The following is a 22870-nucleotide window of genomic DNA, read 5'->3' as shown; positions in this document are numbered from 1 at the left end:
TCTCCACAGGTTCGTGATCGGGCGAAGACCTTAGACGTGTTCATTTTTTGCGTTTAGGGTCTGTCTTCTCACGCTATCTGTCATATTTGCTCACAGGTTATATGCGCCGCCTCCTGCCGCTCAACGCGCTCCGTGTCTTTGAGGTCGCCGCCCGCACGGGCAGCTATGTGGAGGCCGCGGCGGAGCTCGGGCTGACCCATGGCGCCGTCAGCCGGCACATCGCAACGCTGGAGAGCTGGCTCGGGCAGCGGCTGTTCGTGCGCGTCGGCCGGCGCATGGCCGCGACACCGGCCGCCAAGGCCTTTGCGGCGGAGGTCAGCCTGTCTTTCGATCGCGTCACCGCGGCGGCCGAGGCCTGCGGCCGCCCTACCGCGTCCCGCGTGCTGCGCGTCAGCGCGCCGACGACCTTCGCGATGCGCTGGCTGATTCCGCGCCTTGACCGCTTTCATGGGCAACGCCCCGAGGTGGAAGTGGCTGTCGCGACCACGACGACGCTGCACGACGAATTGCGCGGCGGCTTTGACATCGCCATTCGGCGCGCTTCATCCGTGACGGGAGAGCAAAACTGGGCGCAGCATCATGCGGCGCCGTTCCTCGACGAGTTCGACACCCTTATCGTCGCCCCGGCGCTGTTTGGCCGCCGCCCCATCCGCGCGCCGGCCGACATCGCCGAGCACACGCTGCTTGCGTCGGAGACCCGCCCGCGCGATTGGGCCGACTGGCTCGCCGCCGCGGGATTGCCGGTCCCCGCCAGCCGGCGGCGTGTGTTCGACCATTTCTTCGTCACGCTGCAGGCGGTCGCCGACGGGCTTGGGCTCGGCATCGGGCCGCTGCCCGTTCTCAGCCTGGAGATCGCCGCCGGCCGGCTCGTCGCGCCGCTTCCGCAATTCAGCGTGCAACGGCCCGGATATGTCGCGCTGATTCCCTTCGACGCCGATAAGACGCCCTCGCTCACCGCCTTCACCGATTGGCTGGTGGCGGAGGGCGCTGGCCGCTGACGCTGAAATGACGCGAGGCGATTTCCACGCACAGCGGCGTCAGGAGAACCTGATTTTCAACGCCGCAGCCGCCGCGAGCGTGACGAAGGCGACGCCGATCGACAGCAAGAGCGCGCCGGCTTCGCCGAACCGCCCGATGACGAACGCATAGATGGTCGGCGCCGCGGCGGATAGGATGAAGCTTGGCGTGATCAATCGGCCGACGAACGTCCCATAGGCGCCATGGTCGAACAGGATAAGCGGCAAGGTTCCGCGTGTGATCGTCAGGATGCCGTTTCCTGCGCCGTAAAAGAAAGCGAATGCGAGCGCGGCGATCCCGGCTTGACCGCTGAACAGCCCGGCGATGAAGCAAAGCGGCAGCAGCGCGGACGCGACGAGATTGAGCGTCAGCGGATTGAAGCGTCGGCCGAACAGGACCTCGCCCAGCCGCGCTCCGGCCTGGCCGATTCCTCTGAGCGTGGCGATCCATACCGCCGCCGAGGCGGCCAGGCCCAGGCCCGTCAGAATGCCAATCATATGGGACGACATCCCGGCATTGAGAAAGTTGGCGAGGGTTGCGATCAGCGCATAGAGGCTGCCGGCGAATAGGATTTCACGCCGGCCCGCGGCGAGAGGACGAGGACTGGAGATCGCTTCGTCTGGGGCGACGTCCTCGTATTGGCCTTCGGGGATGGCCAGATGGAGCGGCACGGTCAGCAGCGCGAATCCGGCATACACGAGCACTGCGCCGCGCCACCCCAGATGGTCGGCAAGCAGATTGCCGAGCGGCCAGAAGACGGTCGAGGCCAGCCCGCCCAGCAGGGTGATCTGCGAGATCGGCCCGCGCGCCTGCGGTCCGCCAATGCGCGCCAACGCGGCGAACGCAGCATCGTAAAGGCTCAGCCGCATCGACACGCCGAGGCATATCCAGGCCGCATAATAGGCTGGCGCGCTATGGGCAAGGGCGAGGCCGGCGCAGCCCAAGGCATTGAGCAGCGACCCGGCGACCATCACGCGCCGCCCGCCATGCCGGTCGACGAGACGGCCAGCAAAGGGCGAGACCAGGCCCATCGTGAGCAGCGCCGCTGAGAAACCGCCGTAGACGGCGTCGCCCGTCCAGCCGAGATCGGCGGCGATCAGGGCGCCAAAACCGCCGACCAGATAATAGGTGACGCCCCAGGAAATCAGTTGCGAGAAGCCGAGGCAGAGGACGGTTTTCCGATCGATCAAGACGTCTGCCCGCGTTCATCGCGAACCTTCGGCGGCGCGCCATCGCCCGCGCCTAACGTGCGCTGCATCAGCACCGTATCGACCCACCGGCCGAGCTTGAAGCCGACCGACCTCAGCGTACCAACCGGCTGAAAGCCGAGGCGACGATGAAGCGCGACTGACCCCGCATTGCCGCTATTGCCGATGACGGCGAGCATCTGCCGCCATGGACCCGCCTCGCACCGCACGATGAGCGTTTCGAGCAGCGCCGTTCCGACGCCCTGTCCGCCGAGCCCGTCGGCGACATAGACCGAATCCTCGATCGTATGGCGATAGGCGGGGCGCGGCCGATAGCCCGTGGCGTAGCTATAACCGACGATCCGGCTTTCGATCTCCGCCACGAGATAGGGGAGACCCAGCGCCAGTACGGATGCGCGGCGCGATAGCAATTCATCCGTCAACGGCGGCGTTTCCTCAAAGGTCGCCAGGCCATATTGCACGTGATGAGCGTAGATAACCTGCACGGCCGGCATATCGACCTCCGCTGCGTCGCGAATGATGAGCGTGCGCTCGTGTTGCTGTTGATCATGCGTGCGTGCGGAATTCCTCATGATGCTCTCTTCGCGGTGTCTGGCGGGTTGTCGGGTCGCCGGAGGCGCGATCGCTCAACCGCTGGCGGCGCTTTGTTTCCTGGCGCCATCGATCGCGAAAACCGCATATTCGGCGCCAAGCGTATCCCCATCTTGCCTCGCCCAGCGTCATAAGAGAAGATTTGAGGAATTATGCAGCGCATAAGAAATACTTTGGCATGCACAACCTTAGCCTCGACTCCCTTCGCACCCTCCTCGACGTCATCGAGCTTGGCAGTTTCTCGGCGACCGCCGAGCGGCAAGGGCTGAGCCAGCCCGCCGTCAGCCAGCAAGTGCGCCAGCTTGAAAAACGCCTCGGCGTCTCATTGATCGAGCGCATTGGTCGCAAGGCGCGTCCGACAGCGGCAGGCGCGGAGCTGGCCGGCTACGCCAGTCAAATCAACGTCCTGGTCTCGACAGCCCTTGATAGCATGGCCCGACACGCGACGGGCGCTGTGGGCCGCGTTCGGCTCGGAACTGGCGCGACGGCATGCATATTCCTGCTGCCGCCGATTCTTCGCAGGCTACGCCAACGACTTCCGACCCTCGAGATCATAGCCACCACCGGCAATACGGCGGACATCGTGAAGGCCGTCGAAGAAAACACGATTGATATCGGGCTCGTGACCTTGCCCGTCGCCGGGCGCATGCTGGAGATAACGCCTGTCATGGACGACGAGCTCGTGGCGATCGCGCCGCCTGAGACGCCATTGCCGGCACGCGTAACCGCAGCCGCCCTGTCGACGCTGCCAATGTTGCTGTTTGAGCCGGGCGGCGCCACCCGGCATATTGCGGATGAATGGTTCGCCCGCAGCGGCGTTGCATTGCGGCCGGTCATGTCGCTCGGCAGCGTGGAAGCGATTAAGGAACTGGTCGGCGCCGGTCTCGGCTGCGCCATCCTGCCGAGCATGGCGATGCGCAATGTCGGGGATAGGAGCGACCTGGTGGTTCGATCCCTATCGCCGAAACTCTACCGAAAGCTTGCGGTTGTGATCCGCCGCGATAAGCCGCTCTATCGAGGCGTCAGGGAAACCATGAAGGCGCTCAAGCAATTGCGCTAACCGTGACATTCGTGAGGCGACGGCCCAGGAGTTTTGGAGAGCGAGGCCGCTCCCCAAGGCCCCTCGCCAGCAAGATCTCAGAACCCGACTTTATCTCCGCCCTTCAACGACAATATTTCGCGCGCCTCGTCGGGCGTCGCAACAGAGAGGCCGAGCCCCTCGATGATCTGGCGCACGGCGCGCACCTGCTGGGCGTTGGACTCGGCGAGCTTGCCGGGGCCCGCCCATAGCGAATCCTCAAGGCCCACCCGCACATTGCCGCCCATCGCCGCGGCTTGGGCGGCGATAGGCAGTTGGTTGCGGCCCGCGCCCAGCACTGACCATCGATATTGATCGCCAAACAGGCGGTCGGCGGTCCGCTTCATATGCATCACGTCTTCGGGATGCGGGCCGATGCCGCCCAGAATGCCGAACACGGTCTGCACAAAGAGCGGCGGCTTGACGAGGCCGCGCTCCAGAAAATGCGAGAGATTGTAGAGATGCGACGTGTCGTAGCATTCGAACTCGAAGCGCGTGCCGGCGCCGTCCAGACGGCCGAGCACAAATTCAATGTCCTTGAACGTGTTGCGAAAGACGAGGTCGCGCGAATTCTCGAGCGCTTGCGGCTCCCAATCATGCTTGAAATTCTTGAAGCGGCCGAGCATCGGAAACAGGCCAAAATTCATCGAGCCCATATTGAGCGACGCGACCTCGGGCTTGAACGTCTCCGCAGGCTTCACCCGCTCGGCGACCGTCATGAAGGGGGCCCCGCCGGTCGTCAGATTGATGACGGCGTTCGTCGATTGTTTGATGCGAGAGAGGAAGCGGCCGAACGCTTCTGGCGACTGGTCGGGCCGGCCCGTCTCGGGATCGCGCGCATGCAGATGGACGATCGCGGCGCCCGCCTCGGCCGCCCCGATCGCCGCGGCGGCGATATCGTCGGGCGTGACCGGCAGGTGCGGGGACATCGACGGCGTATGGATCGCGCCAGTGACGGCGCAGGTGATGATGACTTTTGCATTGGCCGCCATTGTATTGAGCTCGCTTCCTTGTTGGGATGGGTTCAGCGCCCGATTTCGTCATTCGCACGACGCTTATGCGCGGCGAGCGCCATCAGGCGCCGGTCGCGCCAAGCCTGACGTTCGGCAAGTTGGGCCGCCGGCAGCGCCGCGCGGCGCTCGGCTTCGACAATGTCGAGAACCGGCCCGGTCCAGTCGGCGCGCCATTGCACGGTGGGGAAAATATCGGCGTACATTCCCTGATAGCGCTCCGCATAGTCGCGCACGCCCGCGGGCGCGTTGAGGTCGATGGTCTCGAACGGCCCCATAAAGGACCAACGCAGCGCCAATCCCTCGCGGATGCCGATGTCGACGTCCTCCGCCGAGGCATAGCCTTCCGCGACCAGACGAAACGCTTCTTCCAGCAATGCGCCCTGCATTCTATTCATGACGAAGCCGTCGATCTCGCGCTTCATCACGATCGGGGCATGGCCCGCCGCGCGCAGGAAGGCGGCGGTCCGGTCGACGACGGCCGGATCGGTCCACGGTGCGGGCACGACTTCGGCGGCGGGAATCAGATACGGCGGATTGATGGGATGCACGACAAGGCACCGGCCGCGGCCAGCGAGCGCTTCGGTGAACTTTGAGGGCAGGATCGCCGAAGTCGAACTCGCCAGGACGGCTGTCGGCAATGCCGCGGCATCGAGCCGCGCGAAGACCTCGCGCTTCAGCGAGACGTTTTCGGGCGTGTTTTCCTGAACGTGTTCGGCGCCGTCAAGCGCCTGTTCAAGCGTCACAGCGACATGCATCCTTGCGCGAATGTCCTCGGGCCTCGCGCCATCGAGAAGATCGTTGCGATGGAGATCGGGCAACAGCCCCTCGATATAGGCGAGCGCCGCCGCTGGCGCGGCGGGCGCGGCGTCCCACAGGGCGATCTCATGCCCTGCCCTGGCGAAGCTGATCGCCCAGCCGCGACCCACGAAACCTGTTCCGATAATAGCGACTTTCACCACACGAATTCCTTCTAAAGCTTCTCGATGCGATTATCGGCCCGTGACCGCAAGCCGGCGCCGCGAATAGGCGTCGATCGTGACGGCGAGCAGAAGGATGGCGCCTTCGACCATATATTTGACGTCCGCCGGCTGGCCGACCAGATCGAGGCCGTTCGAAACGCTGCCGATCACGAGAGCGCCGAGCAGCGCCGCCCAGACGCTGCCGCGGCCGCCGAACAGGCTGGCCCCGCCGATCACCGCTGCGGCGATCGATTCGAGCAGCAATGTTCCGCCGCCCGTCTGGGTGCTCGCCGCCTGCAACCGCGCCGTCGAGATCAGGCCGCCGACTGCGGCCAAAGTGCCGGCCAGCGCAAAGACGCAAATGCGAATGCGAATAACCGAAATGCCCGCCCGGCGCGCGGCTTCGGCATAGCCGCCGACCGCATAGATGTGGCGGCCGAATGTCGTGCGGCGCACGAGCCAATCGAAAAAGGCGACGAGCGCAAACAGCAGCACGCCCGCCGTCGGCACGCCATAAGCGCAATTGAGCACGCCGACCGCGCCCAGCAGCAGCGCGGCGATCGTCGCAGTCTGCACGAACAGGATCGGCAGCGAGCGGGCCGACATTTCAGCCCGGCGTCGTTGCGTATCTTCGACAAGACGACTGCCGGCGTAGCCGATGACGGCGACCGCCGCGAGCCCCCAGCCCCATGCATCGGGGAGGAAGGTCGAGGCGATCGCGGTAATGCGGGCGTCGAAGACGTTCAGCGTCCCCGCATCGCCGAGCACATGAAGCTGCACGCCGAGCCAAACGAGCAAACCTGCCAGCGTGACGACAAAGGAAGGGACGCGCAGCACCGCGAACCAGACGCCTTGCAAGGCGCCGATCAGAGCGCCGACCGCGATCATCGCGAGAATGCCGGCCCACCATGGCCAATTGTCGTCGACGGTCAGCACCCCCAGAACCGCCGCCGTCGCGCCCGCGACCGAGCCGACCGAAAGATCGATTTCGCCAAGCAGCAGCACGAGCACGACGCCGATGGCGATCGTGCCAGAAACAGAAATCTGGAGGACGAGATTGGAAAGGTTGCGCGCCGTCAGGAAATGCGTGTCCTGCAATTCAAAATAGGTCCAGATGAGCGCCAGCCCGAACACGACAGGCAGCGCGCCAAGCTCGCCCGAGCTGATGCGCATACGCGCGGCGCGAAAAAGCATCGCTGGCGCGAAACTAGGTCCGCGCTCCAGCGCCTTGATGGCCTGCTTACTCGCAGAAAGCTCCGAGCCCGGTTCCATCAGCCTCTTCGCGCTCCTGTGATGGATGCGACGACATCGTCGGGCGTCGCCTCGTCGCGCTTGAATGTCGCGACCCTGCGGCCCAGGCGCAGCACGATGATGCGATCGGCGACTTCGAACACGTCGTGCAGATTATGCGAGATCAGCACGACGCCGAGCCCGCGCGTTCGCAGCCGCTTGATCAATTCGCGCACCTGAAAGGTCTGCGCCACGCCAAGCGCCGCGGTCGGCTCGTCGAGGAGCACGATTTTTGAGTTCCACATGACGGCGCGCGAAATCGCCACCGACTGCCTTTGGCCGCCCGAGAGGGTGGCGACCGGCGAGCGCACGCTTTTTATCGTCGTCACATTGAGCTGGCGCAGCACATCCAGCGCGCGCCGCTCCATATCGAGTTCCGAGAGCCGGCAAAGCGCGGCCGGCGCGCTCACGGTCTCGCGGCCAAGAAACATATTGGCGACGACATCGAGGTTGTCGCATAGAGCGAGATCTTGGTAGACCGTCTCGATGCCCAGTTGCGTCGCGTGGCGCGGCGAGTTGATGACCACTTCGGCGCCGTCGAAACGAATGATGCCGGCATCGGGCGGATGCGTGCCGGCGATGACCTTGAGGAGCGTCGATTTGCCGGCGCCATTGTCGCCGGCGAGCGCCACGACTTCGGCGGGATAGACTTCGAAGTCCACTTCGGAGAGCGCCTCGACAGCCCCGAAATGTTTGGAAATCCCCTTGAGTTCAAGAACCGGGGCGGGGGCGATTTCGCCTCCATCCCGTTCATCTCTTCGCGTATCCGCCTCTGGCACAGTCAGGACTTGCAGGGGCCGACGGCCGGCATGCCCTTGCAAAGCGCGTCCTTGGTGACGGCGCCGTCTTCGATCTCGAGTTTCATATTGTCGAGCGTAATGACGACCGGGCTCACTTTGGCCCATGGCACGTCGGCATGGTCATTGTTCATCGTCGCTCCGTTGAACAGGTCCGCCGCGGGCTTTTCGCCTTTCAGCAGCGCCGCCGTAATCGCCGCCGCCTTGCCCGATTGTTCCTTCAGCGACCGCCACACGGTCATCGACTGTTTGGCCTGCAAGATGAGTTGCAGACTGTTCAACGTTCCGTCGAGGCCAGTCACCGGCACCTTGCCGGCGAGCTGTTGGGCCTGGAGCGCCGCGATGATGCCGCCGGCCATGCCGTCATTGGCCGACATGACGGCGTCGACGCCATTGTTTGACTTGGTAAGAATCTGCTCCATTTCGGCCTGCGCTTTCGAAGGATCCCACAGCGGCGTCCAGACTTCGGCGACCTCCTTGCGGGAGCCTTTGTCGAACAAGGGCTTGAGGACGCTCATATAGCCCTGTTCGAACAAATGAGCGTTATCGTCGACAGGCGAGCCGTCGATGACCGCGATCCGGGCGCCGTCCTTCGTATTATCCGCCAACCACGAGCCCTGCAATTGCCCGATCTTCAGGCCGTCGACCGAGACATAATAGGCGACGGGAGCATTCCTGATCAGGCGGTCATAGGCGATCACCGGCACGCCCTGTTTCTGCGCGTCGTTGACGATCACGGCCGCGCCCTTTTGGTCGATCGCCGTCACGACCAGAACTTTCGCGCCGCTCGCCAGCGCCGCCTCGGCCTGCGTCTGCTGTTTCGAGGCGTCGTTGAGAGCATTCTCGACCTTGACCTGCGCGCCGGGAAAGTCTTTCGCCAATGCGGCGATGAAGAAGGGCTTGTCCTGGCTTTCCCATCGCGCCGTCACGTTTTCGGGCAACAGGAAGACAACCAGCGGCGAATCGGCTCTCGCCGCGCTGGAGACCGTGACGCCGGTCGTCGCCGCGAGCCCCAGAAGAATTGCGCCGAGCGCTGCGCGGCTGGCCTGATCGATTTTTTTCATCATCACACCTCCCTAGTTCTTCGGACGCCTTTTTTTGGCTCAAGGCGAATAGCGACAGCTATCGCGAAGAACGCATGACGATCCCTGTGAAAGCTAGATGTAAACGTTTTAGCATGTCAATGGAGACCCAACAGGTCACATCGAATTGACCGAAACGGTTGCGCCGCACGCCCAATGCGGCGCCTTGGCGCGAAGCGCTAGCCTCTCAAAACAATATCGTAAGGGAGAATGATGGAGCGATGGGGACCGCCATCTCTCAGCTTATGCATTTGCCGGATCGCCTCCGTCGCGAAGGAGACATGCGGGACGCGCACCGTGTTGAGCCAAGGCGCGAGCCAATCATTGAGCGGGTTATCGTCGAAGCCGTAGATCCTGACGTCGTCCGGGACGGCGAGCCCCATTTCACGGCAGCGACGATATGCGCCATAGGCGATCTGATCGTTGCCGCAAAAGAGCGCGCGATAGCGTTTGCGCTCCAGCAGCTCCACGGCGCATTGGTAGCCGCTGTCCATCGAAAGGCTTGCTTCGCGTAGGTCGCCCTCGTCGATCGCAACTTTCCTCTCGCGCAGAAGGTCCATGATCCCTTTGACGCGACGGGCGCTGGTGTTGGAATAGAGCGGCCCATGGATAATGCCGATCGGCATTTCTCGATTGCGCAGGATGGCGAGCATGATGTCGCGGGCCGCCGTATAATCATCGACGCCGACGAACGACATTTCGTCGAGCGAGTCGACGCGGCGATTGATGAAAACCGTGTAGTTCTGATCGACGGTCTGACGGAGATGCCTGCTTTCGACCGCGCATAGCATGAAGAGGCCGTTGACTCTTCGGCCGTTGATTTCATCGAAGCAACGATCCTGCAGCGTCGCGTTCTCGTTCGTATTGAAAAGCAGGATGACTTTGCCGATGTCGTTGAGCTGGCGCTCCAGCTCCCAGGCGATTGCGGCATAGAGGTTGTTTTGGATATTTGAAATGACCAGGGCGTAGGTGTCGCTGGTTTGCACGCGCAGCGCACGACCGATTCGATTAGGCAGATAATTCATTTCCTTGATGAGCGACTGGATCCGCGCGCGCGTCTCGCTCGAGACGCCGTGCGCCTCATTGTTGACCACGCGCGATACGGTGGCGATCGAGACGCCCGCGCGGCTTGCGACGTCACGGATCGAAAGGGCCGAGGATTTTCCCGGCTGCGCCGAAGCCACGGGCGCGCCAAGGGTCTTGGCGGTGGAAGACGCAGAGGCGTTAGCCTTGCCGCCACGACCCTGCGAAGTTGACGTCGTTTTAGGTTTGCGGCTCATCGTGGTCGCTAGTTGTGGCCAAGGCGTCAAATCCCTGAGCCGTCGGAATGTATCCGCCAGCGCCTGTTCACTCGTTACTCGTATATTACGGTAACGTTTACGCTCTCAATATGAGAGCGAGCGACTTTTCCTGTCAAGCGCGCGCCAATGTTTCGCGCCGAAATCGGAGGATGCTTTTTACGCTCGGCGGATCGCCGCCAATTTTGTGGTTCTCTCCCGGCTAGCTCGTTCCGTCCCGAATCTTTCCGAAATAATCATCGCCGCCGATCTGGCCGCCCTTCAGAGCGATCTCCATGCCGTCGAACGCCGGATCGTTGCTATGAGCGGCGCAGAGTGGGGATCCCGGCGTCGCCCGCAGCGGCATTTTGATCGTCAAAGCGAATATGCCGAGTTCACCTAACGCATGGCTGGACGTGTCGCCTCCGGCGATGACGGCGCGGGTCAGGCGCGCTTGCGCGATGAGCGCGCGCTGAATCTGGCCGAGGCCGCGCCCGATTGCGCGACGGGCGCTTTCCTGCCCCTCCAATTCGCCTCCGACATCGGAGGAGGGACCGAGCGCTGTATACAGAATGACGCTTCGCCCCGCTGCGAGGCTTGGCAGGCCGCGTTCGATGGCGTTCGAGATTGGCGCGGCTTCGCCGGAGGCTAATTCACGCGGATCAAGCGCGACGCCATCAAAGCCGTTGGCGATCGCATGGCGGATCTGGCGCTCCGTGGTCGGCGAACAACTTCCCGATACGACCGCGATGCGATCCACGGGGCCGGCAGCCGAAAAACTCGGCTCTCCGTCGATCAATCCCGCATCCGCCCATTCCGACAGCAGCGCATATTCAACGCCTGAAGACCCCACGACGAACAGGCTATCGTCCTTCCGCATCCGCCATATCTGGCGGCCGACGCTGCGCTGTGTTGCGAGGTCGGCGACATCGAACATTACGATCTCGCTGTCGTCGCTGAGGGCTTTGTCGACGAGACGATCGACATTCGCATCATTGAGCGCCGCCAGATCGACAAGTCCGATTCGTTTGGCGGTTTGCTGGGCCAGATGCAGCCGCAGATCGGCTTCTTTCATCGGCGTCACCGGATGCCGGCTCATAACAGGATGGCGATCGATGCGGTAGACGGCGTCGCGATAGGCGGCGAAAAGATTGCCAAACGCGGTATATCTTTTCAGTTGCGGCGCGCCGACGACCAGCGGCACATGCGCTTGCGCGAACAAGCTCTGACCGATGTCGATCGCGCGGCCGATGCTGCCGATTTCCGGACTTGAGTCGAAGGTCGAACAGACTTTGTAATGGCAAATCGCCGCCTCGAGGCTCTTGAGCCAGGCGAACGCCACATTGAGGTGTTCGTCCATCCAGGCGGGCGTCTCACTGCGGCTCGATCCGGCCAATCCGATGGCGCGCGCTCGCTTAAACCGGCTCCGCTGCGCTTCGTTCGGCGGCTGCATGAACAGGACAGTCGAAACGCCTCGCGACTCCAACGCCTCCATCACATCCGTGGAGCCGGTGAGGTCATCGCCGTAATAGGACAACAGCAGTGGCGACATCATGCCGGCTTTGCATATTTTTCGTCGAGCCGATCGATCGCCTTCACATTGGCCGCGGAGGGGCCATTGGGATCAAAAGTCGCCGCGAGCCAGACATCGACGATGGCCTTGGCGAGTTCGGGGCCGATCACGCGGGCGCCCATCGTGATGATTTGCGCATTGTTGGATTTCGCCGCCCGATCGGCCGAATAAGTATCGTGGGTGAGCGCCGCGCGGATGCCGGGAATCTTGTTCGCCGAAATGCAGACGCCAATGCCCGTGCCGCAGAACAGAATGCCGCGCTCATACTCTCCCGCGACGATGGCGCTCGCGGCGCGATCGGCCGTTTCGGCGTAGAAGCCCGATTGGCTGAGATCGGTCACTTCGAGGCCTGTCTTGCCGGCCAGGTGGGCGGCGATGACGTCAAGCAAGGATTTGCCGGCGCTGTCGGCGCCAAGAACGATCTTCATGAAAGCTTCCTCTTCATTGCTGCGCGGGCGACGATGGCGGCGATTTCCGCGAATCCTTCCGGCGACCAGGCGGCGCGCCCGACGAACAGCCCGTCGACATCGGGATGATCCATCAAAGCCTCGCTATTGCCCGGCGTCACCGAACCGCCGTAAATGATCCGGACGTCACCAGCCGCTTGCGCGCCGTAGCGCTGACGAACGACGCTGCGTAGCGCGCGATGACGCTCGGCGACATAGTCTGGCGGCGCCGCGTTGGCGGCGCCAATCGCCCAGCGTGGCTCATAGGCGAGCATGATGGCGGGAAGACTGGACGCGGATTGGTCGGCGAGCGCGATGCCTATCTGTTCGGCGAGAACGTCGTCCGCGCGTCCGAGGCTTTTGTCTTGGCGCGTTTCTCCAAGACAGAGAATCGGCGTGAGGCGGGAATCCATCGCGGCGTTGAGCTTGCGGCGAACGAATTCATAGGTCTCGCCGAAATGCTGCAGGCGCTCCGAATGCGCGAGTTCGACATATTTGCAACCCGCCTCCGCCAGCATGGCGGCCGAAATTTCGCCGGTCCAGGCGCCTGAGGCTTCCCAGTGCATGTTCTGGGCGCCGATGCCGACCGGCGACGATAAAAACGCCGCATGCGCCGCGTGAAGCGAAGTGAACGGCGGCAGAACGAACAGGTCCAGCAGATCGCGGCTCGCCGCGTCGAGGCAGGACAAAAGCCGCGCGGCGTATCGCGCCGCTTCGGCGGCTCCGATGTTCATCTTCCAGCCCGTGCCGGCGATTAACTTACGCATCGCTCGCCTTCCCGCCGAACTTGGCGATGGATTGGGCGAGTTCGCGATGTTCGCGTGCATAGGTCGCCAGCGGAACGCCAGCCACCGCCGCCTCCCAGGCCTGGCGCACCGCCCTGACGCCGGCGGCCGGACCGCCGGGATGGCTGACGATGCCGCCGCCGCAGAGATAGAGGAGATCGAGCGTGCGTTCGGTCCGCTCGAATGTTTCGGGCGCCTGGCCGCCCCATTGCCCCGATCCCGCGACCGGCATCGGACAATCGCGCGGCGAAAAAAGCGGCTTCGTCAGCGCCTCGAAAGAGCGAACGAAGGATTCGTCCGGCTCCCAATATTTGGCCCCGATGCCGTTGATCTGAAATTGATCGACGCCGAGCAATCGCCAGAACTGCTGGTAGACGCGAAAGTCCATGCCGAGGCCCGGATGGCGCGTCAGAATATCCCAGCCGTTGCGATGCGCGTGCAAGGCAAGCCGCGAGCGTTTGCGCAGAAAGGAAAAGCCGCCAAAGCCCACCGAATTGATGTTGACGACCGCGGCATTGCCGCCGGCGTCGGCGACAATGTCGTGATTGCGCGCCATTTGCTCGGGATCGGCATGCGATATGCCGAAGGCGTACATCACCTTCTTGCCGGTCTTCTGCTCCCGATCGAGGATGATCGGCATGATCGCCTTTACGCGGTCGGCCAGATTCGAATAGGCGGGGCTCGCAAGCTTCTCATCGTCTTTGATGAAGTCGACATCGGCCTCGACCAATTCGCGCACAAGCGCCGCCGTTTCATGCGGGCGCAGGCCGAGCGCCGGTTTGACGATCGTGCCGATGATCGGCCGGCGATAGATCCCCGTGAGCTTGCGGCTGCCCTCGACGCCAAATTGCGGACCGGGATGCGCGCCCTGGAATTCCGGCGGCAGCTTCATGTCGACGACGCGGATGCCGCTGAAGCCTTTTATGGAAAAAACGCCGCCGATAGCGATTGTCATCAGCGCGGCGAGGTCGGTTCCCACCGCCTCGAGTGGAAACTCAATATCCGCGTCGCCGCGCTGATAGGGTCTGCCGCCGCTGGAAGCGGCCGCTTCAGGGAAGGACGGCGTCGCGACAGGCTCCAGCATGCGGATGTCGACGACGCGCGCGGCGACGCGGGCCTTCAACTCTGGAGTCTCGCCGGGGACTTCGACAAAGGTGCCGGTCGACTGGTCGCTGGCGATCTTGGCGGCGAGCGCTGCGACATCTCCCGCCGTCTCGATGCGGTAAGTGACCTTGATTGTCGATTGAGACATTGAGTTTTCGCGACTCGGGGCGCCATTGCCGGCAAAGTTTTTGGCGCCGAAAAGATTGGCAATTCAGGTATGATGAGTATATCAATTCGTAGGTGGGATCAAACGAGAATTGGTTTTGCATTCGCGGCGAATGCGATGGCGCGCTCATCGTTGCGCCGGGGGCGAACGCTATACAAAATGCGCCGCTCGCGTCAGGTTGCGTCTTCTCTTGCGGACTCCAGGCCCATGACCCTCGTGAATGACCCTATTGTTCGTCGAAAGCTCTCCGACGAGGTGTTCGACCGCTTGAAAGCGCTGATCGCAACCGGGGAATTGCATCCCGGCGACGCGATGCCCTCGGAGCGCGACCTGATGGAGCGTTTCGGCGTCGGCCGCCCCGCGATCAGGGAGGCCATGCAGCAGCTCAGCAATATGGGCCTGCTGACAATCTCGCATGGCGAGAGAGCCAAGGTCCGCCAGCCGACCGCAAAATCGATCTTCCAGCAGGTCGACGCCGCCGCGCATATTATGTTGTCGATCTCGCCGGACTCGCTGGAGCACCTCAAAGAGGCGCGCCGCTTTTTCGAACTCGGCATGGTCCGCGAAGCCGCGTTGAAAGCGACGGACAAGGAAATCGCCGCGCTGCATGAGACGTTGGAGCGTCAGCGTCAGAATCTGGGCGACGCCGACGCTTTCATCGGCGCCGACATGCGTCTGCACACCCAGATCGCCGCCATCACGGGCAATCCTCTATTCGAGGCGGTGAGCGAGGCGATGCTCGGTTGGCTCAAGGAATATCACACGGAAATGCTGATCTGGACCGGCAAGGAAAAATATACGCTGGCCGAGCATGAAGAAATCATCGCCTGCATCGCGGCGCGCGATCCCGATGCCGCCGAACAGGCGATGATCAGGCATCTTGATCGGTCGGCCGCGCTTTATGTCCATCAGACCGGCGCGAGCGGCTGACGGGCGCTGGCGAAATTGAAGCTCGGGCTTCCTGTCAGATGGCGCTGACGTCGATTGCTTGCCGCGCGGCGGCGCTTTGGTAGGCGGCCTCGACAAGCGCGAGCGTTTTGAGATTGTCCCGTCCTGAAGTCGCGGGCTCGCGCCCTTCGCGTAAACAATCGACCCAATGCTGCTGGATGGCCTGCACGCTCTGCTGGATATTGTGCCATGGACGCGAAGCCCAGGACAGCATAGGCGGCGAAACGTCATGGGTTCGGCTGCCGCGTCCATCCGTGACAGTCATTTGATAGCCCTGATTGAGACGGATGCTGCCCTCCGTTCCGTCGACTTCGATCAGCGTTTCGGGAAAGGGCTCGACCGCAAGGCGCGTCGCGTAGCTGCAATCGACGATGGAGGTCATACCGCTCGCATGGTCCAGCAGGATGGTGGCGACGTCCTCTCCGCGAATGTCGGGATTGACCCTGCTTGTGCGCGCCGTCAGGCGGTCGACATCGCCAAACAGGAAGCGCGCGATGTCGAGGATATGGATGCCCAGATCCTCGATGATGAAGCGCTCGCCCTTGGCGAGATAGGGCTGGCCGCTGAAAACGTCATAGGCCGAGCGAAAAGAGGCGCGGCCCCAGAAGGGCGCGCCGATCGCGCCCTTGTCGATCTGCGCGCGCAACGCCTGAATCGGGTGCTGCCAACGAAAATTCTCATGCACCATGAGAGGTGCGCCGGCGCTCTGGCAGGCGGCCACCATGGCGCGCGCGTCCGCCATCGTCAGCGCGAACGGCTTTTGACAGATCGCCGCGGCGCCATGGCGCGCCGCAAGCTCCACCAGCGGCCGGTGACTGGCGACCGTCGTTGCAATATCGACGAAGTCCGGCTTCTCCGCGGCGATCATCTGCGCCGCGTCGGCGTAGCGATGGGCGATGCCGAACTGATCGCCGGCGATGGCGAGCCTCACAGGATCGCGATCGCAGATCGCCACGATCGAAGCGCCTTTTGCGTCTCGCCAGCCATGCAATTGGTTGATCGCAAAGAAGCCGCAGCCAATCAGCACGCCACGAAGCTCGGCCATGATCAACCCATCCGCGCCATCTGGCGCAACGCGACGCGCTGCTGAAGGCGCCGCTGCGCCTGATCGACGACCACCGCGATGATGATCACGCAGCCCTTGATGACCATCTGCCAGAATGAACTGACGCCCATCATCACGAGGCCATCCGACAGGATGCCGATGACGAAGGCGCCGACGATCGTTCCCCCAATCGTGCCGCGCCCGCCCGACATCGACGTGCCGCCCAGCACCGCCGCGGCGATCGCGTTCAGTTCGAAGCTCTCGCCGGTGGCGGGATGGGCGGCCATCAATTCGGAGGAGACGATGAGGCCGACGATCGCGGCGCAGAAGCCGGAGAACATGTAGACGAACAGTTTCACCCGCGCGACCCGCACGCCCGACAGGCCCGCCGCACGCTCATTACCGCCAACCGCAAAAATATGCCGTCCGAGCGGGGTGAAGCGCGCGACATAGGCGGCGCCTAGCGCGACGGCGATCAAAATCCAGATCGCCAGCGGCAAGCCAAGCCATTGGCCGCCGCCCAGAACGCCATAGCCCGTCGTGCCGAGTTCCGCCTTGCCCACAAGATTGGGAAATGTGGCGCCGTCCGACGACAAGAGCGCAAGACCGCGCGCAACATAGAGCGTGCCGAGCGTCGCGATGAAGGGCGCGACATTGAGTTTGGTGATCAGCAGGCCGTTGATCGCGCCGATCGCGACGCCGACGCCCAGCGTGATTGCGACGATTTCGACGACGTTGAAATAGACGGTGTAGCCGATCAGAAGATCGAGGCCGTTGAGGATCAGACCGCCCGCGACCATGCCACACAGGCCAACGATTGAACCGACGGACAGGTCGATGCCGCCCGTCACGATCACGAATGTCATGCCCATCGCGAGAAAGGCGTTGAGCGCGACGTGTTTCGACATCAGGATCAAATTGGCGGCCGACAGAAAATTCGGCGCGGCGATCGAGAAGAAGATCAGCACCGCGAACAGGGCGATGAACGTGCGCAGCTTCATCAGATTGAGCGCGACCGAGCCGGATCCCGCCGCGCGCCGCGCCAATGTTTCCTGCGCCGCGGTCATTGCAAGCTCTCCACTAAAGACGGTTTCGCAGGCCCATGCCCGAGCGCCGAAGCGGTCACCAGCAGTTCCTCGCTTGCCTCAGCGCGGTCGACGAGCGCGGTGACGCGGCCGTTGCTCATGACGGCGATGCGGTCGCAAAGGGCCATGACCTCGCCAAGATCGGAGGTGACGAAAATAATGCCGAGCCCCTGCGCGGCGAGTTTTCGCATGATGAGGAACACATCGGCTTTGGCGCCAATGTCGATGCCGCGGCTGGGCTCATCCATCAGCAGCACTTTCGGCTCCGTCATTAACGCTTTGCCGATGACGACCTTCTGCTGATTGCCGCCCGATAGCGACGTCACTTCCAGCGCCGGATTCGCGACCTTGATTGAGAGATCGCGGATGGCGCGCGCAATCGCCGTCTTTTCCTGGCGATCGCTGATATGGAAGCCTGTCACGAATTTCCGCAGGCTCGCCAAAGTGAGATTGGCGCCAACGGACAATATCGAAACGAGCCCCTCGCGCTGGCGATCCTCCGGTATCAGCGCGAGGCCGCGCGCAATTCGGCCCGTCACATCGGTTTCGCGGACCGGCGCGCCATCGATAAAAATCCGACCGCTCGCGTGTGGGCGCCGGCCCATCACGCAATCGAAGAATTCGCTGCGCCCCGCGCCCATCAGACCGTAGACGCCAAGGATTTCACCTTTGCGGACCGAAAGCGAGACATGATCGACCTCGTAGCCGCCGGTCACGCGCGGCAGACAGATGTCCTCGGCGCGAAACGCTTCCTCGCCGATCGATTGGCCCTCGGCCTTGGTGAATTCCTTGGCCGCCGAGCCGATCATCTGGCGAACGATCCAGGCGATATCGACATCGGCCATCCGTTCGCGCCCCGTCACGCGTCCGTCGCGCAGCACGGTGATGAAATCGCCGATCCGGATCAGTTCTTCCAGGCGATGCGAGATGTAGACGATGGCGACGCCGCGCGCCTTCAGATCGGCGATGACGCGGAACAGAACCTCGACTTCGACCGCGCTCAGCGCGGAGGTCGGTTCGTCCATGATCAGGATGCGCGCGTCCTGGGCGACAGCCTTGGCGATCTCGACAAGCTGCTGCTGCCCGATGCGCAAATCCTCGACCGGCGTGCGCGGGGCGATGCCGGTCTCGAGCCGCTCCAGAAATTGCGCAGCGCGCCGTTCTTGCAGGCGATGATCGATCCAGACCCCGCCGCGCGCCAGCTCGCGCGCGGCGAAAATATTTTCCGCGACCGAGAGATTGCCGAACAGGTTGAGTTCCTGAAAGACCATGCCGATGCCGCGCTTGGCCGCTTCGGCGGGATTGGCGAAGCTGACCTCTTCGCCATCGAGCAGAATACGCCCGGCCGTCGGGCTTTCGACCCCGGCGATGATCTTCATTAGCGTCGATTTGCCGGCGCCGTTTTCGCCCACCAGCACATTGATGGCGCCGCGGCGCACTTCGAAATCGGCCTGCTTGACCGCGACCGTGCCCGAATAGACCTTCGTCACCCCTTCAAGGCGAAGAATGACGTCGTCGCCGGTCGCGTCGCTCATGACGCCGGTCCGAGCGTCAGTTGGGCGGGGGTGACGAGAGGCGGCCCGTCGCTCGCCTCCAGCGTATAGGCGCCCAGAATGGTCACCGCGCGCCCGACGAGCTTGTCGCGGGGTAGGGCGGCGAGGAAGGTCTGATTGGCGTATTGATTGAACGCCTTGCCGAACTGCGCATAGTCGATCTGGTTCTTGAAATCGTTGAACGAGACAAAATCGAGCGCGTCGCGCAAGGCCGTGCCGCGCATCGCCGGACCGATCTGAACGATCGCGGCGACTTTCCCGTCGCCGGCATTGTCGACGCTGATCGTGGCGGCGCGGGAGGCCGTTTCGGCTGCGACAATGCGCCCCTCGATTTTCACGATCAAGGTCCACGGCTCGCTGCCTTCCCTCTGGCGGAAACCGTACTTTTTTCCGGCCTCGTCGGGATTGGCGCGCGCAAGATCGTTCACCTCGGAAAATTTTCCCGCCCTCGAGGCAAGATAGGGAATGACCTTGGCGTCCCAGATGTCGCGAACCATCTTGCCGGGATCGAAGCCTGAATTATCGCCGCCGTCCTCATTGCCGGCGCTCTTCTTGGGGGTCGCGACAATCTTGCAGCCGCCGAGCGCGAGGCCGGCGCCGGCGACGCTCATCGAAAGGAAAAGGCGCCGTCTGATCAAGATATTTTCAATCCCGAAGATGGAGCGCGGCGGACCGCTGGGCAGGCCGCCGCGCTCGCTGCACCGAATATTTCCTGGCGCCTTATTTCTTGAGCGCGAAGGTCTCAAGCTTGGCGGCGTTGGCGCCGTTGATCAGAACGCAATCCATCAATTGCTTCTCCTGGGCTGGAGCCTTTTTCGTCTTGATGTAGGCGTCGGCCTGCTCGACCGCCACCTGCGCCTGCAGGTAGGCGGGCTGCAGGACAGTCGCCTTGATGCCGCCCGCGACGATCGAGTCGCGCACGTCGTTCGAACCGTCGAAGCCGACCACGATGACGTCCTTGCGATTGGCCGCGGCGAGCGCGGCGATGGCGCCCATCGCCATCGTGTCATTGCCTGAAATCACGCCCTTGATGTTCGGGTTGGCCTGCAGGATCGATTCCATCTTGGAATAGGCTTCCGGCTGGCTCCAATTGGCCGATTGCTTGGCGACGCTCTTCAGATCGGGATATTCGCCGATGACGTCATGATAGCCCTTCGACCTGATGCCGGCGTTGGTGTCCGATTCCTTGCCGACGAGTTCGACGTAATTGCCCTTTTCGCCCATCAACTTGACGAATTCCTGCGCGCCGAGCTGGGCGCCCTGGTAATTGTTGGAGACGATCTGCGCGACGGCGACGCCGCTGGCGTTGATCTCGCGGTCGATCAGGAAGGAAGGGATGTTGGCGTCCTTGGCTTTCTTGACGGCGGCGACGGTGGCGTCCGCGCCGGCATTGTCCAGAATGATTGCCTTGGCGCCGCGGGCGATCGCCGTGTCGATCAATTGCGACTGCTTGTTCGCATCGTCGTCATGCACGAGCACCAGCGTTTCATAGCCCAAAGCCTTGGCCTTGGCGTCGGCGCCTTCAGCTTCCGCCTTGAAGAAGGGATTGTCGTGCGAGGGCGTGATGATGGCGATCAGGTCCGCCGCGCTGGCGGCGGCCGCGGCGCCGAACGTCATTGCCCCGGCCAATGCTGTCCCGATCAACAATTGCTTCAGAGTCATATCGTGTCCTCCCGTTTGGATTGTCAGGCTGAGCCTGTTCTCTCTTCCAGAGCGACGCCGCCTTTTGACGGCGAAGCCCCCCAATCAGGTGATTCGCCGAATGCTGTCGGCGATTTCCTGCGGCTCGAACACCTTCTTCCAGTCCGGCTGCATGAGCGCCGGCTTTCCAAAGGCGATTGCCTTGTTGCAGGCGTCCGAAAAGACGCCCTCGACTTCGCCAAAAATGACGGCGCCGAGCACATTCATGTGGCCAAGAAGAAAATCGCGCGCCGCTTCCTGCGGCACGCCGCGCCGGATCACCTCGTCCATCGCCTCGCGCATGACGACGAGCAGCGTCGCGCAGACGGTTTCGGAGAGGCCCGGCTCCAGCAGCGCCATCTGTTCGACCGTCACCCGATGCGAACGCATCACCGGCGCCCAGATGATCTTGGCGATCTCCTCGCCCACGGCATAGGCGCTCTCGGGACCTTGCATCAGCGCGTTGACGATGTGCTGCTTGGCTGCGAGGCCGCCGAAATGGTCGTTCTTGGCGGCCAGCGCCGTTTCGTCGTTGAAGATCGGGGGATGACAGGGATGCGTGACGAAATAGGATAGGTCAGCCCTGTCCGGAAGATGGCCCGCAAACGGCGCGGCGGCGTCGAGCGCGACGACGATCGTGCCAGGCTTCAATTGCGCATTGATGCCCGCGGCGACTTTGCCGATCAGCGTGTCGGGCACCGCGAGAACGACGACTTCGGCGCCTGCGAGCGCTGTTTCGGGCGATACGCAGTCGATGCCGAGCCCGTTTTTCAGGCGCTCCTGGCCGCCCTTGCCGACCTCCACATGTCGGACATCAAAGCGCGATTTTTTGAGGTTGCTGGCGAGGCGGTATCCCATCTTTCCGCCTGCGCCGAAGAGTGCGATCGCCGTCATAAGTGTCTTCCTCCCGCTCGTTGCGCTAGAGCTAGCGCAACTGGCATGATGAGTCAATCATCACTCCGTCGAAGTCATCGATAGAGGCGGCCATGCGCGAGCCTTGATTTCGATTCTATCTGGTATAATGAGATAACTTGCATCATCAATTCTGCTATGCCATGGTCGGTCCGCAATCAACCGAGCCGTCGCAGACGGCCTGTTCTCGGGAGGAAAATCATGAAATTTGCTCGCGGAGCCCTATTGGCGAGTTTGGCGGCGTTCCCCGCTTTTGGCCTGATGGCGACCAACGCCAGCGCATCGGCGGACAAGCCGGTCATCGCGTTGTCGAACGCCTATTACGGCAACACCTGGCGCCATCAGATGGTGGAGGCGTTCGAAGCCTCGGCCAAACAGGCCAAAGCGGCGGGCAAGATCGCCGATTATGTCATTCTCAATGGCGACGGCAGCGTCGCACAGCAAAACAGCCAGCTCGCCGAATTGATCTTGAAGGGCGTCGACGCCATCGCGGTCGATGCGGCCTCCGAGACGGCGATCAACGGCATCATCCAAAAAGCCTGCGCGGCGGGCATCAAGGTCGTGACCTTCGATTCGGTCGCCTCCGCGCCCTGCAATTATCAGCTCAATTTCGACTTTAAGGGCTATAAGCAGGAGGAAGCCGATTGGGTGTTCAAGAAACTCGGCGGCAAGGGCAATGTCATTCAGGTGCGCGGCGTGAAAGGCTCGGCGCCCGACAATGATATGTTCAACGCGCAGGCCGAAGCGCTCAAGAAATATCCTGACGTCAAGGTCGTGGCGACCGTCTACGGGCAGGCGACCGCCTCGGTGGCGCAATCGGCGATCGCCAATGTCCTTCCCAGTCTTCCTCATGTCGATGCGGTGTTGGGGCAGGGCGGCAGCGATGATTTTGGCATCGCGCAGGCCTTCGATCAGTTCGGCGGAGCCTATAAGGACAAGCCTCCGATCATCGAGGGCGGCGGCAGCACCGATTTCATGAAATGGTGGGCGGGCAAAAGCGCCAGCGGCTATGCCACGATCTCGATGAACACGACGCCCGGCATCGGCGGCGCCGCATTTTGGCTGAGTCTGGCTTTGGTCAAGGGCGCCGAGGCGCCTAAGCTGATGATCATGCCCGTCGCGACCGTGACGCAGGACAATCTCAAGGAATTTGCCGATCTGCCGTCCGGCATGATCGTCAGCCCGTCCTATTCCGACGATTGGGTTGCCAAAAATCTGCTCGGCAAGAAATAAATTGACGGTTCGCGCGGCGGTTTTTCGC

22 protein-coding genes are annotated in these 22870 nt (G+C 62.9%); 4 read left to right on the top strand and 18 right to left on the bottom strand.

The window, feature by feature from the left end:
* Nucleotides 1-101: 101 nt before the first annotated feature.
* Nucleotides 102-998 carry a LysR substrate-binding domain-containing protein gene (locus GSQ90_RS19160; RefSeq protein ID WP_158816481.1) on the top strand — a complete coding sequence of 299 codons (897 nt, stop codon included), beginning with the start codon at nucleotides 102-104 and terminating at the stop codon, nucleotides 996-998.
* Nucleotides 999-1037: 39 nt separating this feature from the next.
* On the opposite strand, the gene GSQ90_RS19155 is transcribed toward GSQ90_RS19160, so the two are convergent.
* Nucleotides 1038-2207, bottom strand: coding sequence for an MFS transporter (locus GSQ90_RS19155; RefSeq protein WP_158816480.1), 1170 nt, complete (start codon nucleotides 2205-2207; stop codon nucleotides 1038-1040).
* Nucleotides 2204-2797: a GNAT family N-acetyltransferase gene (locus GSQ90_RS19150; RefSeq protein WP_158816479.1), complete on the bottom strand. Its 594-nt coding sequence runs from the start codon at nucleotides 2795-2797 to the stop codon at nucleotides 2204-2206. Before GSQ90_RS19150 ends, GSQ90_RS19155 begins: the two co-directional genes overlap by 4 nt.
* Before the next feature lie 197 nt (nucleotides 2798-2994).
* On the opposite strand from GSQ90_RS19150, the gene GSQ90_RS19145 reads away from it, so the two are divergent.
* Complete coding sequence (locus GSQ90_RS19145; RefSeq protein ID WP_158816478.1) at nucleotides 2995-3876, top strand: LysR family transcriptional regulator; 882 nt, start codon at nucleotides 2995-2997, stop codon at nucleotides 3874-3876.
* 77 nt (nucleotides 3877-3953) lie between these two features.
* On the opposite strand, the gene GSQ90_RS19140 is transcribed toward GSQ90_RS19145, so the two are convergent.
* From GSQ90_RS19140 to oiaX, 10 genes are all read right to left on the bottom strand, one after another.
* Entirely contained in the window at nucleotides 3954-4886 is a 933-nt protein-coding gene (locus GSQ90_RS19140) for a 3-keto-5-aminohexanoate cleavage protein (protein ID WP_158816477.1), read from the bottom strand.
* 32 nt (nucleotides 4887-4918) lie between these two features.
* Nucleotides 4919-5866, bottom strand: a complete 948-nt coding sequence (locus GSQ90_RS19135; protein ID WP_158816476.1) for a 3-hydroxyacyl-CoA dehydrogenase — start codon at nucleotides 5864-5866, stop codon at nucleotides 4919-4921.
* Nucleotides 5867-5896: 30 nt separating this feature from the next.
* Entirely contained in the window at nucleotides 5897-7138 is a 1242-nt protein-coding gene (locus GSQ90_RS19130; RefSeq protein ID WP_158816475.1) for a sugar ABC transporter permease, read from the bottom strand.
* A complete protein-coding gene (locus GSQ90_RS19125) occupies nucleotides 7138-7935 on the bottom strand; it encodes an ATP-binding cassette domain-containing protein (RefSeq protein WP_246731665.1) in 798 nt (265 codons plus the stop codon). The genes GSQ90_RS19130 and GSQ90_RS19125 overlap by 1 nt, the downstream gene beginning before the upstream one ends.
* Nucleotides 7936-7937: 2 nt before the next feature.
* Complete coding sequence (locus GSQ90_RS32480) at nucleotides 7938-9020, bottom strand: sugar ABC transporter substrate-binding protein (RefSeq protein WP_158816473.1); 1083 nt, start codon at nucleotides 9018-9020, stop codon at nucleotides 7938-7940.
* A 194-nt stretch (nucleotides 9021-9214) separates the two neighbouring features.
* Nucleotides 9215-10315, bottom strand: a complete 1101-nt coding sequence (locus tag GSQ90_RS19115) for a LacI family DNA-binding transcriptional regulator (protein WP_158816472.1) — start codon at nucleotides 10313-10315, stop codon at nucleotides 9215-9217.
* A gap of 220 nt (nucleotides 10316-10535) precedes the next feature.
* Entirely contained in the window at nucleotides 10536-11864 is a 1329-nt protein-coding gene (locus GSQ90_RS19110) for a four-carbon acid sugar kinase family protein (protein WP_158816616.1), read from the bottom strand.
* Nucleotides 11864-12313, bottom strand: a complete 450-nt coding sequence (locus GSQ90_RS19105) for an RpiB/LacA/LacB family sugar-phosphate isomerase (RefSeq protein ID WP_158816471.1) — start codon at nucleotides 12311-12313, stop codon at nucleotides 11864-11866. The genes GSQ90_RS19110 and GSQ90_RS19105 overlap by 1 nt, the downstream gene beginning before the upstream one ends.
* Entirely contained in the window at nucleotides 12310-13098 is a 789-nt protein-coding gene (tpiA, locus tag GSQ90_RS19100; protein ID WP_158816470.1) for a triose-phosphate isomerase, read from the bottom strand. Before tpiA ends, GSQ90_RS19105 begins: the two co-directional genes overlap by 4 nt.
* Nucleotides 13091-14368, bottom strand: a complete 1278-nt coding sequence (oiaX, locus tag GSQ90_RS19095) for a 3-oxo-isoapionate-4-phosphate decarboxylase OiaX (protein ID WP_158816469.1) — start codon at nucleotides 14366-14368, stop codon at nucleotides 13091-13093. The genes tpiA and oiaX overlap by 8 nt, the downstream gene beginning before the upstream one ends.
* A 225-nt stretch (nucleotides 14369-14593) precedes the next feature.
* On the opposite strand from oiaX, the gene GSQ90_RS19090 reads away from it, so the two are divergent.
* Complete coding sequence (locus tag GSQ90_RS19090) at nucleotides 14594-15316, top strand: transcriptional regulator NanR (RefSeq protein WP_158816468.1); 723 nt, start codon at nucleotides 14594-14596, stop codon at nucleotides 15314-15316.
* A gap of 34 nt (nucleotides 15317-15350) precedes the next feature.
* On the opposite strand, the gene GSQ90_RS19085 is transcribed toward GSQ90_RS19090, so the two are convergent.
* The 6 genes from GSQ90_RS19085 to GSQ90_RS19060 all read right to left on the bottom strand — a co-directional run bounded on the left by GSQ90_RS19085 (nucleotide 15351) and on the right by GSQ90_RS19060 (nucleotide 21591).
* Nucleotides 15351-16379, bottom strand: coding sequence for a Gfo/Idh/MocA family protein (locus GSQ90_RS19085; RefSeq protein ID WP_158816467.1), 1029 nt, complete (start codon nucleotides 16377-16379; stop codon nucleotides 15351-15353).
* Nucleotides 16380-16381: 2 nt separating this feature from the next.
* Nucleotides 16382-17446: an ABC transporter permease gene (locus GSQ90_RS19080; RefSeq protein ID WP_158816466.1), complete on the bottom strand. Its 1065-nt coding sequence runs from the start codon at nucleotides 17444-17446 to the stop codon at nucleotides 16382-16384.
* Nucleotides 17443-18999: a sugar ABC transporter ATP-binding protein gene (locus tag GSQ90_RS19075; protein WP_158816465.1), complete on the bottom strand. Its 1557-nt coding sequence runs from the start codon at nucleotides 18997-18999 to the stop codon at nucleotides 17443-17445. Before GSQ90_RS19075 ends, GSQ90_RS19080 begins: the two co-directional genes overlap by 4 nt.
* A complete protein-coding gene (locus tag GSQ90_RS19070; protein ID WP_158816615.1) occupies nucleotides 18996-19628 on the bottom strand; it encodes a DUF2291 family protein in 633 nt (210 codons plus the stop codon). Before GSQ90_RS19070 ends, GSQ90_RS19075 begins: the two co-directional genes overlap by 4 nt.
* A 109-nt stretch (nucleotides 19629-19737) precedes the next feature.
* Nucleotides 19738-20634, bottom strand: a complete 897-nt coding sequence (locus tag GSQ90_RS19065; protein WP_246731675.1) for a D-ribose ABC transporter substrate-binding protein — start codon at nucleotides 20632-20634, stop codon at nucleotides 19738-19740.
* A gap of 129 nt (nucleotides 20635-20763) precedes the next feature.
* On the bottom strand, nucleotides 20764-21591 hold the full coding sequence (locus tag GSQ90_RS19060; RefSeq protein ID WP_158816463.1) for a phosphogluconate dehydrogenase C-terminal domain-containing protein: 828 nt from the start codon (nucleotides 21589-21591) through the stop codon (nucleotides 20764-20766).
* A gap of 219 nt (nucleotides 21592-21810) precedes the next feature.
* On the opposite strand from GSQ90_RS19060, the gene GSQ90_RS19055 reads away from it, so the two are divergent.
* Entirely contained in the window at nucleotides 21811-22842 is a 1032-nt protein-coding gene (locus tag GSQ90_RS19055) for an ABC transporter substrate-binding protein (RefSeq protein ID WP_158816462.1), read from the top strand.
* The last annotated feature ends 28 nt before the right edge of the window (nucleotides 22843-22870 follow it).

The sequence above is a fragment of the Methylocapsa sp. S129 genome (assembly GCF_009765995.1).
Lineage (GTDB): Bacteria > Pseudomonadota > Alphaproteobacteria > Rhizobiales > Beijerinckiaceae > Roseiarcus.
Note: the sequence above shows the minus strand (reverse complement) of the source record. Positions and strands in the feature narration are given on the sequence as shown.

What these genes read in the sequence shown, in the direction of transcription:
- GSQ90_RS19105 (WP_158816471.1), bottom strand. Translation starts at nt 12,313, where the DNA reads ATGAAGATCGTTCTTGGCGCCGACAGCGCCGGCAAATCCTTGCTTGAC.
- GSQ90_RS32480 (WP_158816473.1), bottom strand. Translation starts at nt 9,020, where the DNA reads ATGATGAAAAAAATCGATCAGGCCAGCCGCGCAGCGCTCGGCGCAATT.
- GSQ90_RS19110 (WP_158816616.1), bottom strand. Translation starts at nt 11,864, where the DNA reads ATGTCGCCACTGCTGTTGTCCTATTACGGCGATGACCTCACCGGCTCC.
- GSQ90_RS19150 (WP_158816479.1), bottom strand. Translation starts at nt 2,797, where the DNA reads ATGAGGAATTCCGCACGCACGCATGATCAACAGCAACACGAGCGCACG.
- GSQ90_RS19070 (WP_158816615.1), bottom strand. Translation starts at nt 19,628, where the DNA reads ATGAGCGTCGCCGGCGCCGGCCTCGCGCTCGGCGGCTGCAAGATTGTC.
- oiaX (WP_158816469.1), bottom strand. Translation starts at nt 14,368, where the DNA reads ATGTCTCAATCGACAATCAAGGTCACTTACCGCATCGAGACGGCGGGA.
- tpiA (WP_158816470.1), bottom strand. Translation starts at nt 13,098, where the DNA reads ATGCGTAAGTTAATCGCCGGCACGGGCTGGAAGATGAACATCGGAGCC.
- GSQ90_RS19145 (WP_158816478.1), top strand. Translation starts at nt 2,995, where the DNA reads ATGCACAACCTTAGCCTCGACTCCCTTCGCACCCTCCTCGACGTCATC.
- GSQ90_RS19075 (WP_158816465.1), bottom strand. Translation starts at nt 18,999, where the DNA reads ATGAGCGACGCGACCGGCGACGACGTCATTCTTCGCCTTGAAGGGGTG.
- GSQ90_RS19065 (WP_246731675.1), bottom strand. Translation starts at nt 20,634, where the DNA reads ATGACGTTCGGCGCCGCGGCCGCCGCCAGCGCGGCGGACCTGATCGCC.
- GSQ90_RS19160 (WP_158816481.1), top strand. Translation starts at nt 102, where the DNA reads ATGCGCCGCCTCCTGCCGCTCAACGCGCTCCGTGTCTTTGAGGTCGCC.
- GSQ90_RS19090 (WP_158816468.1), top strand. Translation starts at nt 14,594, where the DNA reads ATGACCCTCGTGAATGACCCTATTGTTCGTCGAAAGCTCTCCGACGAG.
- GSQ90_RS19140 (WP_158816477.1), bottom strand. Translation starts at nt 4,886, where the DNA reads ATGGCGGCCAATGCAAAAGTCATCATCACCTGCGCCGTCACTGGCGCG.
- GSQ90_RS19115 (WP_158816472.1), bottom strand. Translation starts at nt 10,315, where the DNA reads ATGAGCCGCAAACCTAAAACGACGTCAACTTCGCAGGGTCGTGGCGGC.
- GSQ90_RS19085 (WP_158816467.1), bottom strand. Translation starts at nt 16,379, where the DNA reads ATGGCCGAGCTTCGTGGCGTGCTGATTGGCTGCGGCTTCTTTGCGATC.
- GSQ90_RS19055 (WP_158816462.1), top strand. Translation starts at nt 21,811, where the DNA reads ATGAAATTTGCTCGCGGAGCCCTATTGGCGAGTTTGGCGGCGTTCCCC.
- GSQ90_RS19060 (WP_158816463.1), bottom strand. Translation starts at nt 21,591, where the DNA reads ATGACGGCGATCGCACTCTTCGGCGCAGGCGGAAAGATGGGATACCGC.
- GSQ90_RS19130 (WP_158816475.1), bottom strand. Translation starts at nt 7,138, where the DNA reads ATGGAACCGGGCTCGGAGCTTTCTGCGAGTAAGCAGGCCATCAAGGCG.
- GSQ90_RS19080 (WP_158816466.1), bottom strand. Translation starts at nt 17,446, where the DNA reads ATGACCGCGGCGCAGGAAACATTGGCGCGGCGCGCGGCGGGATCCGGC.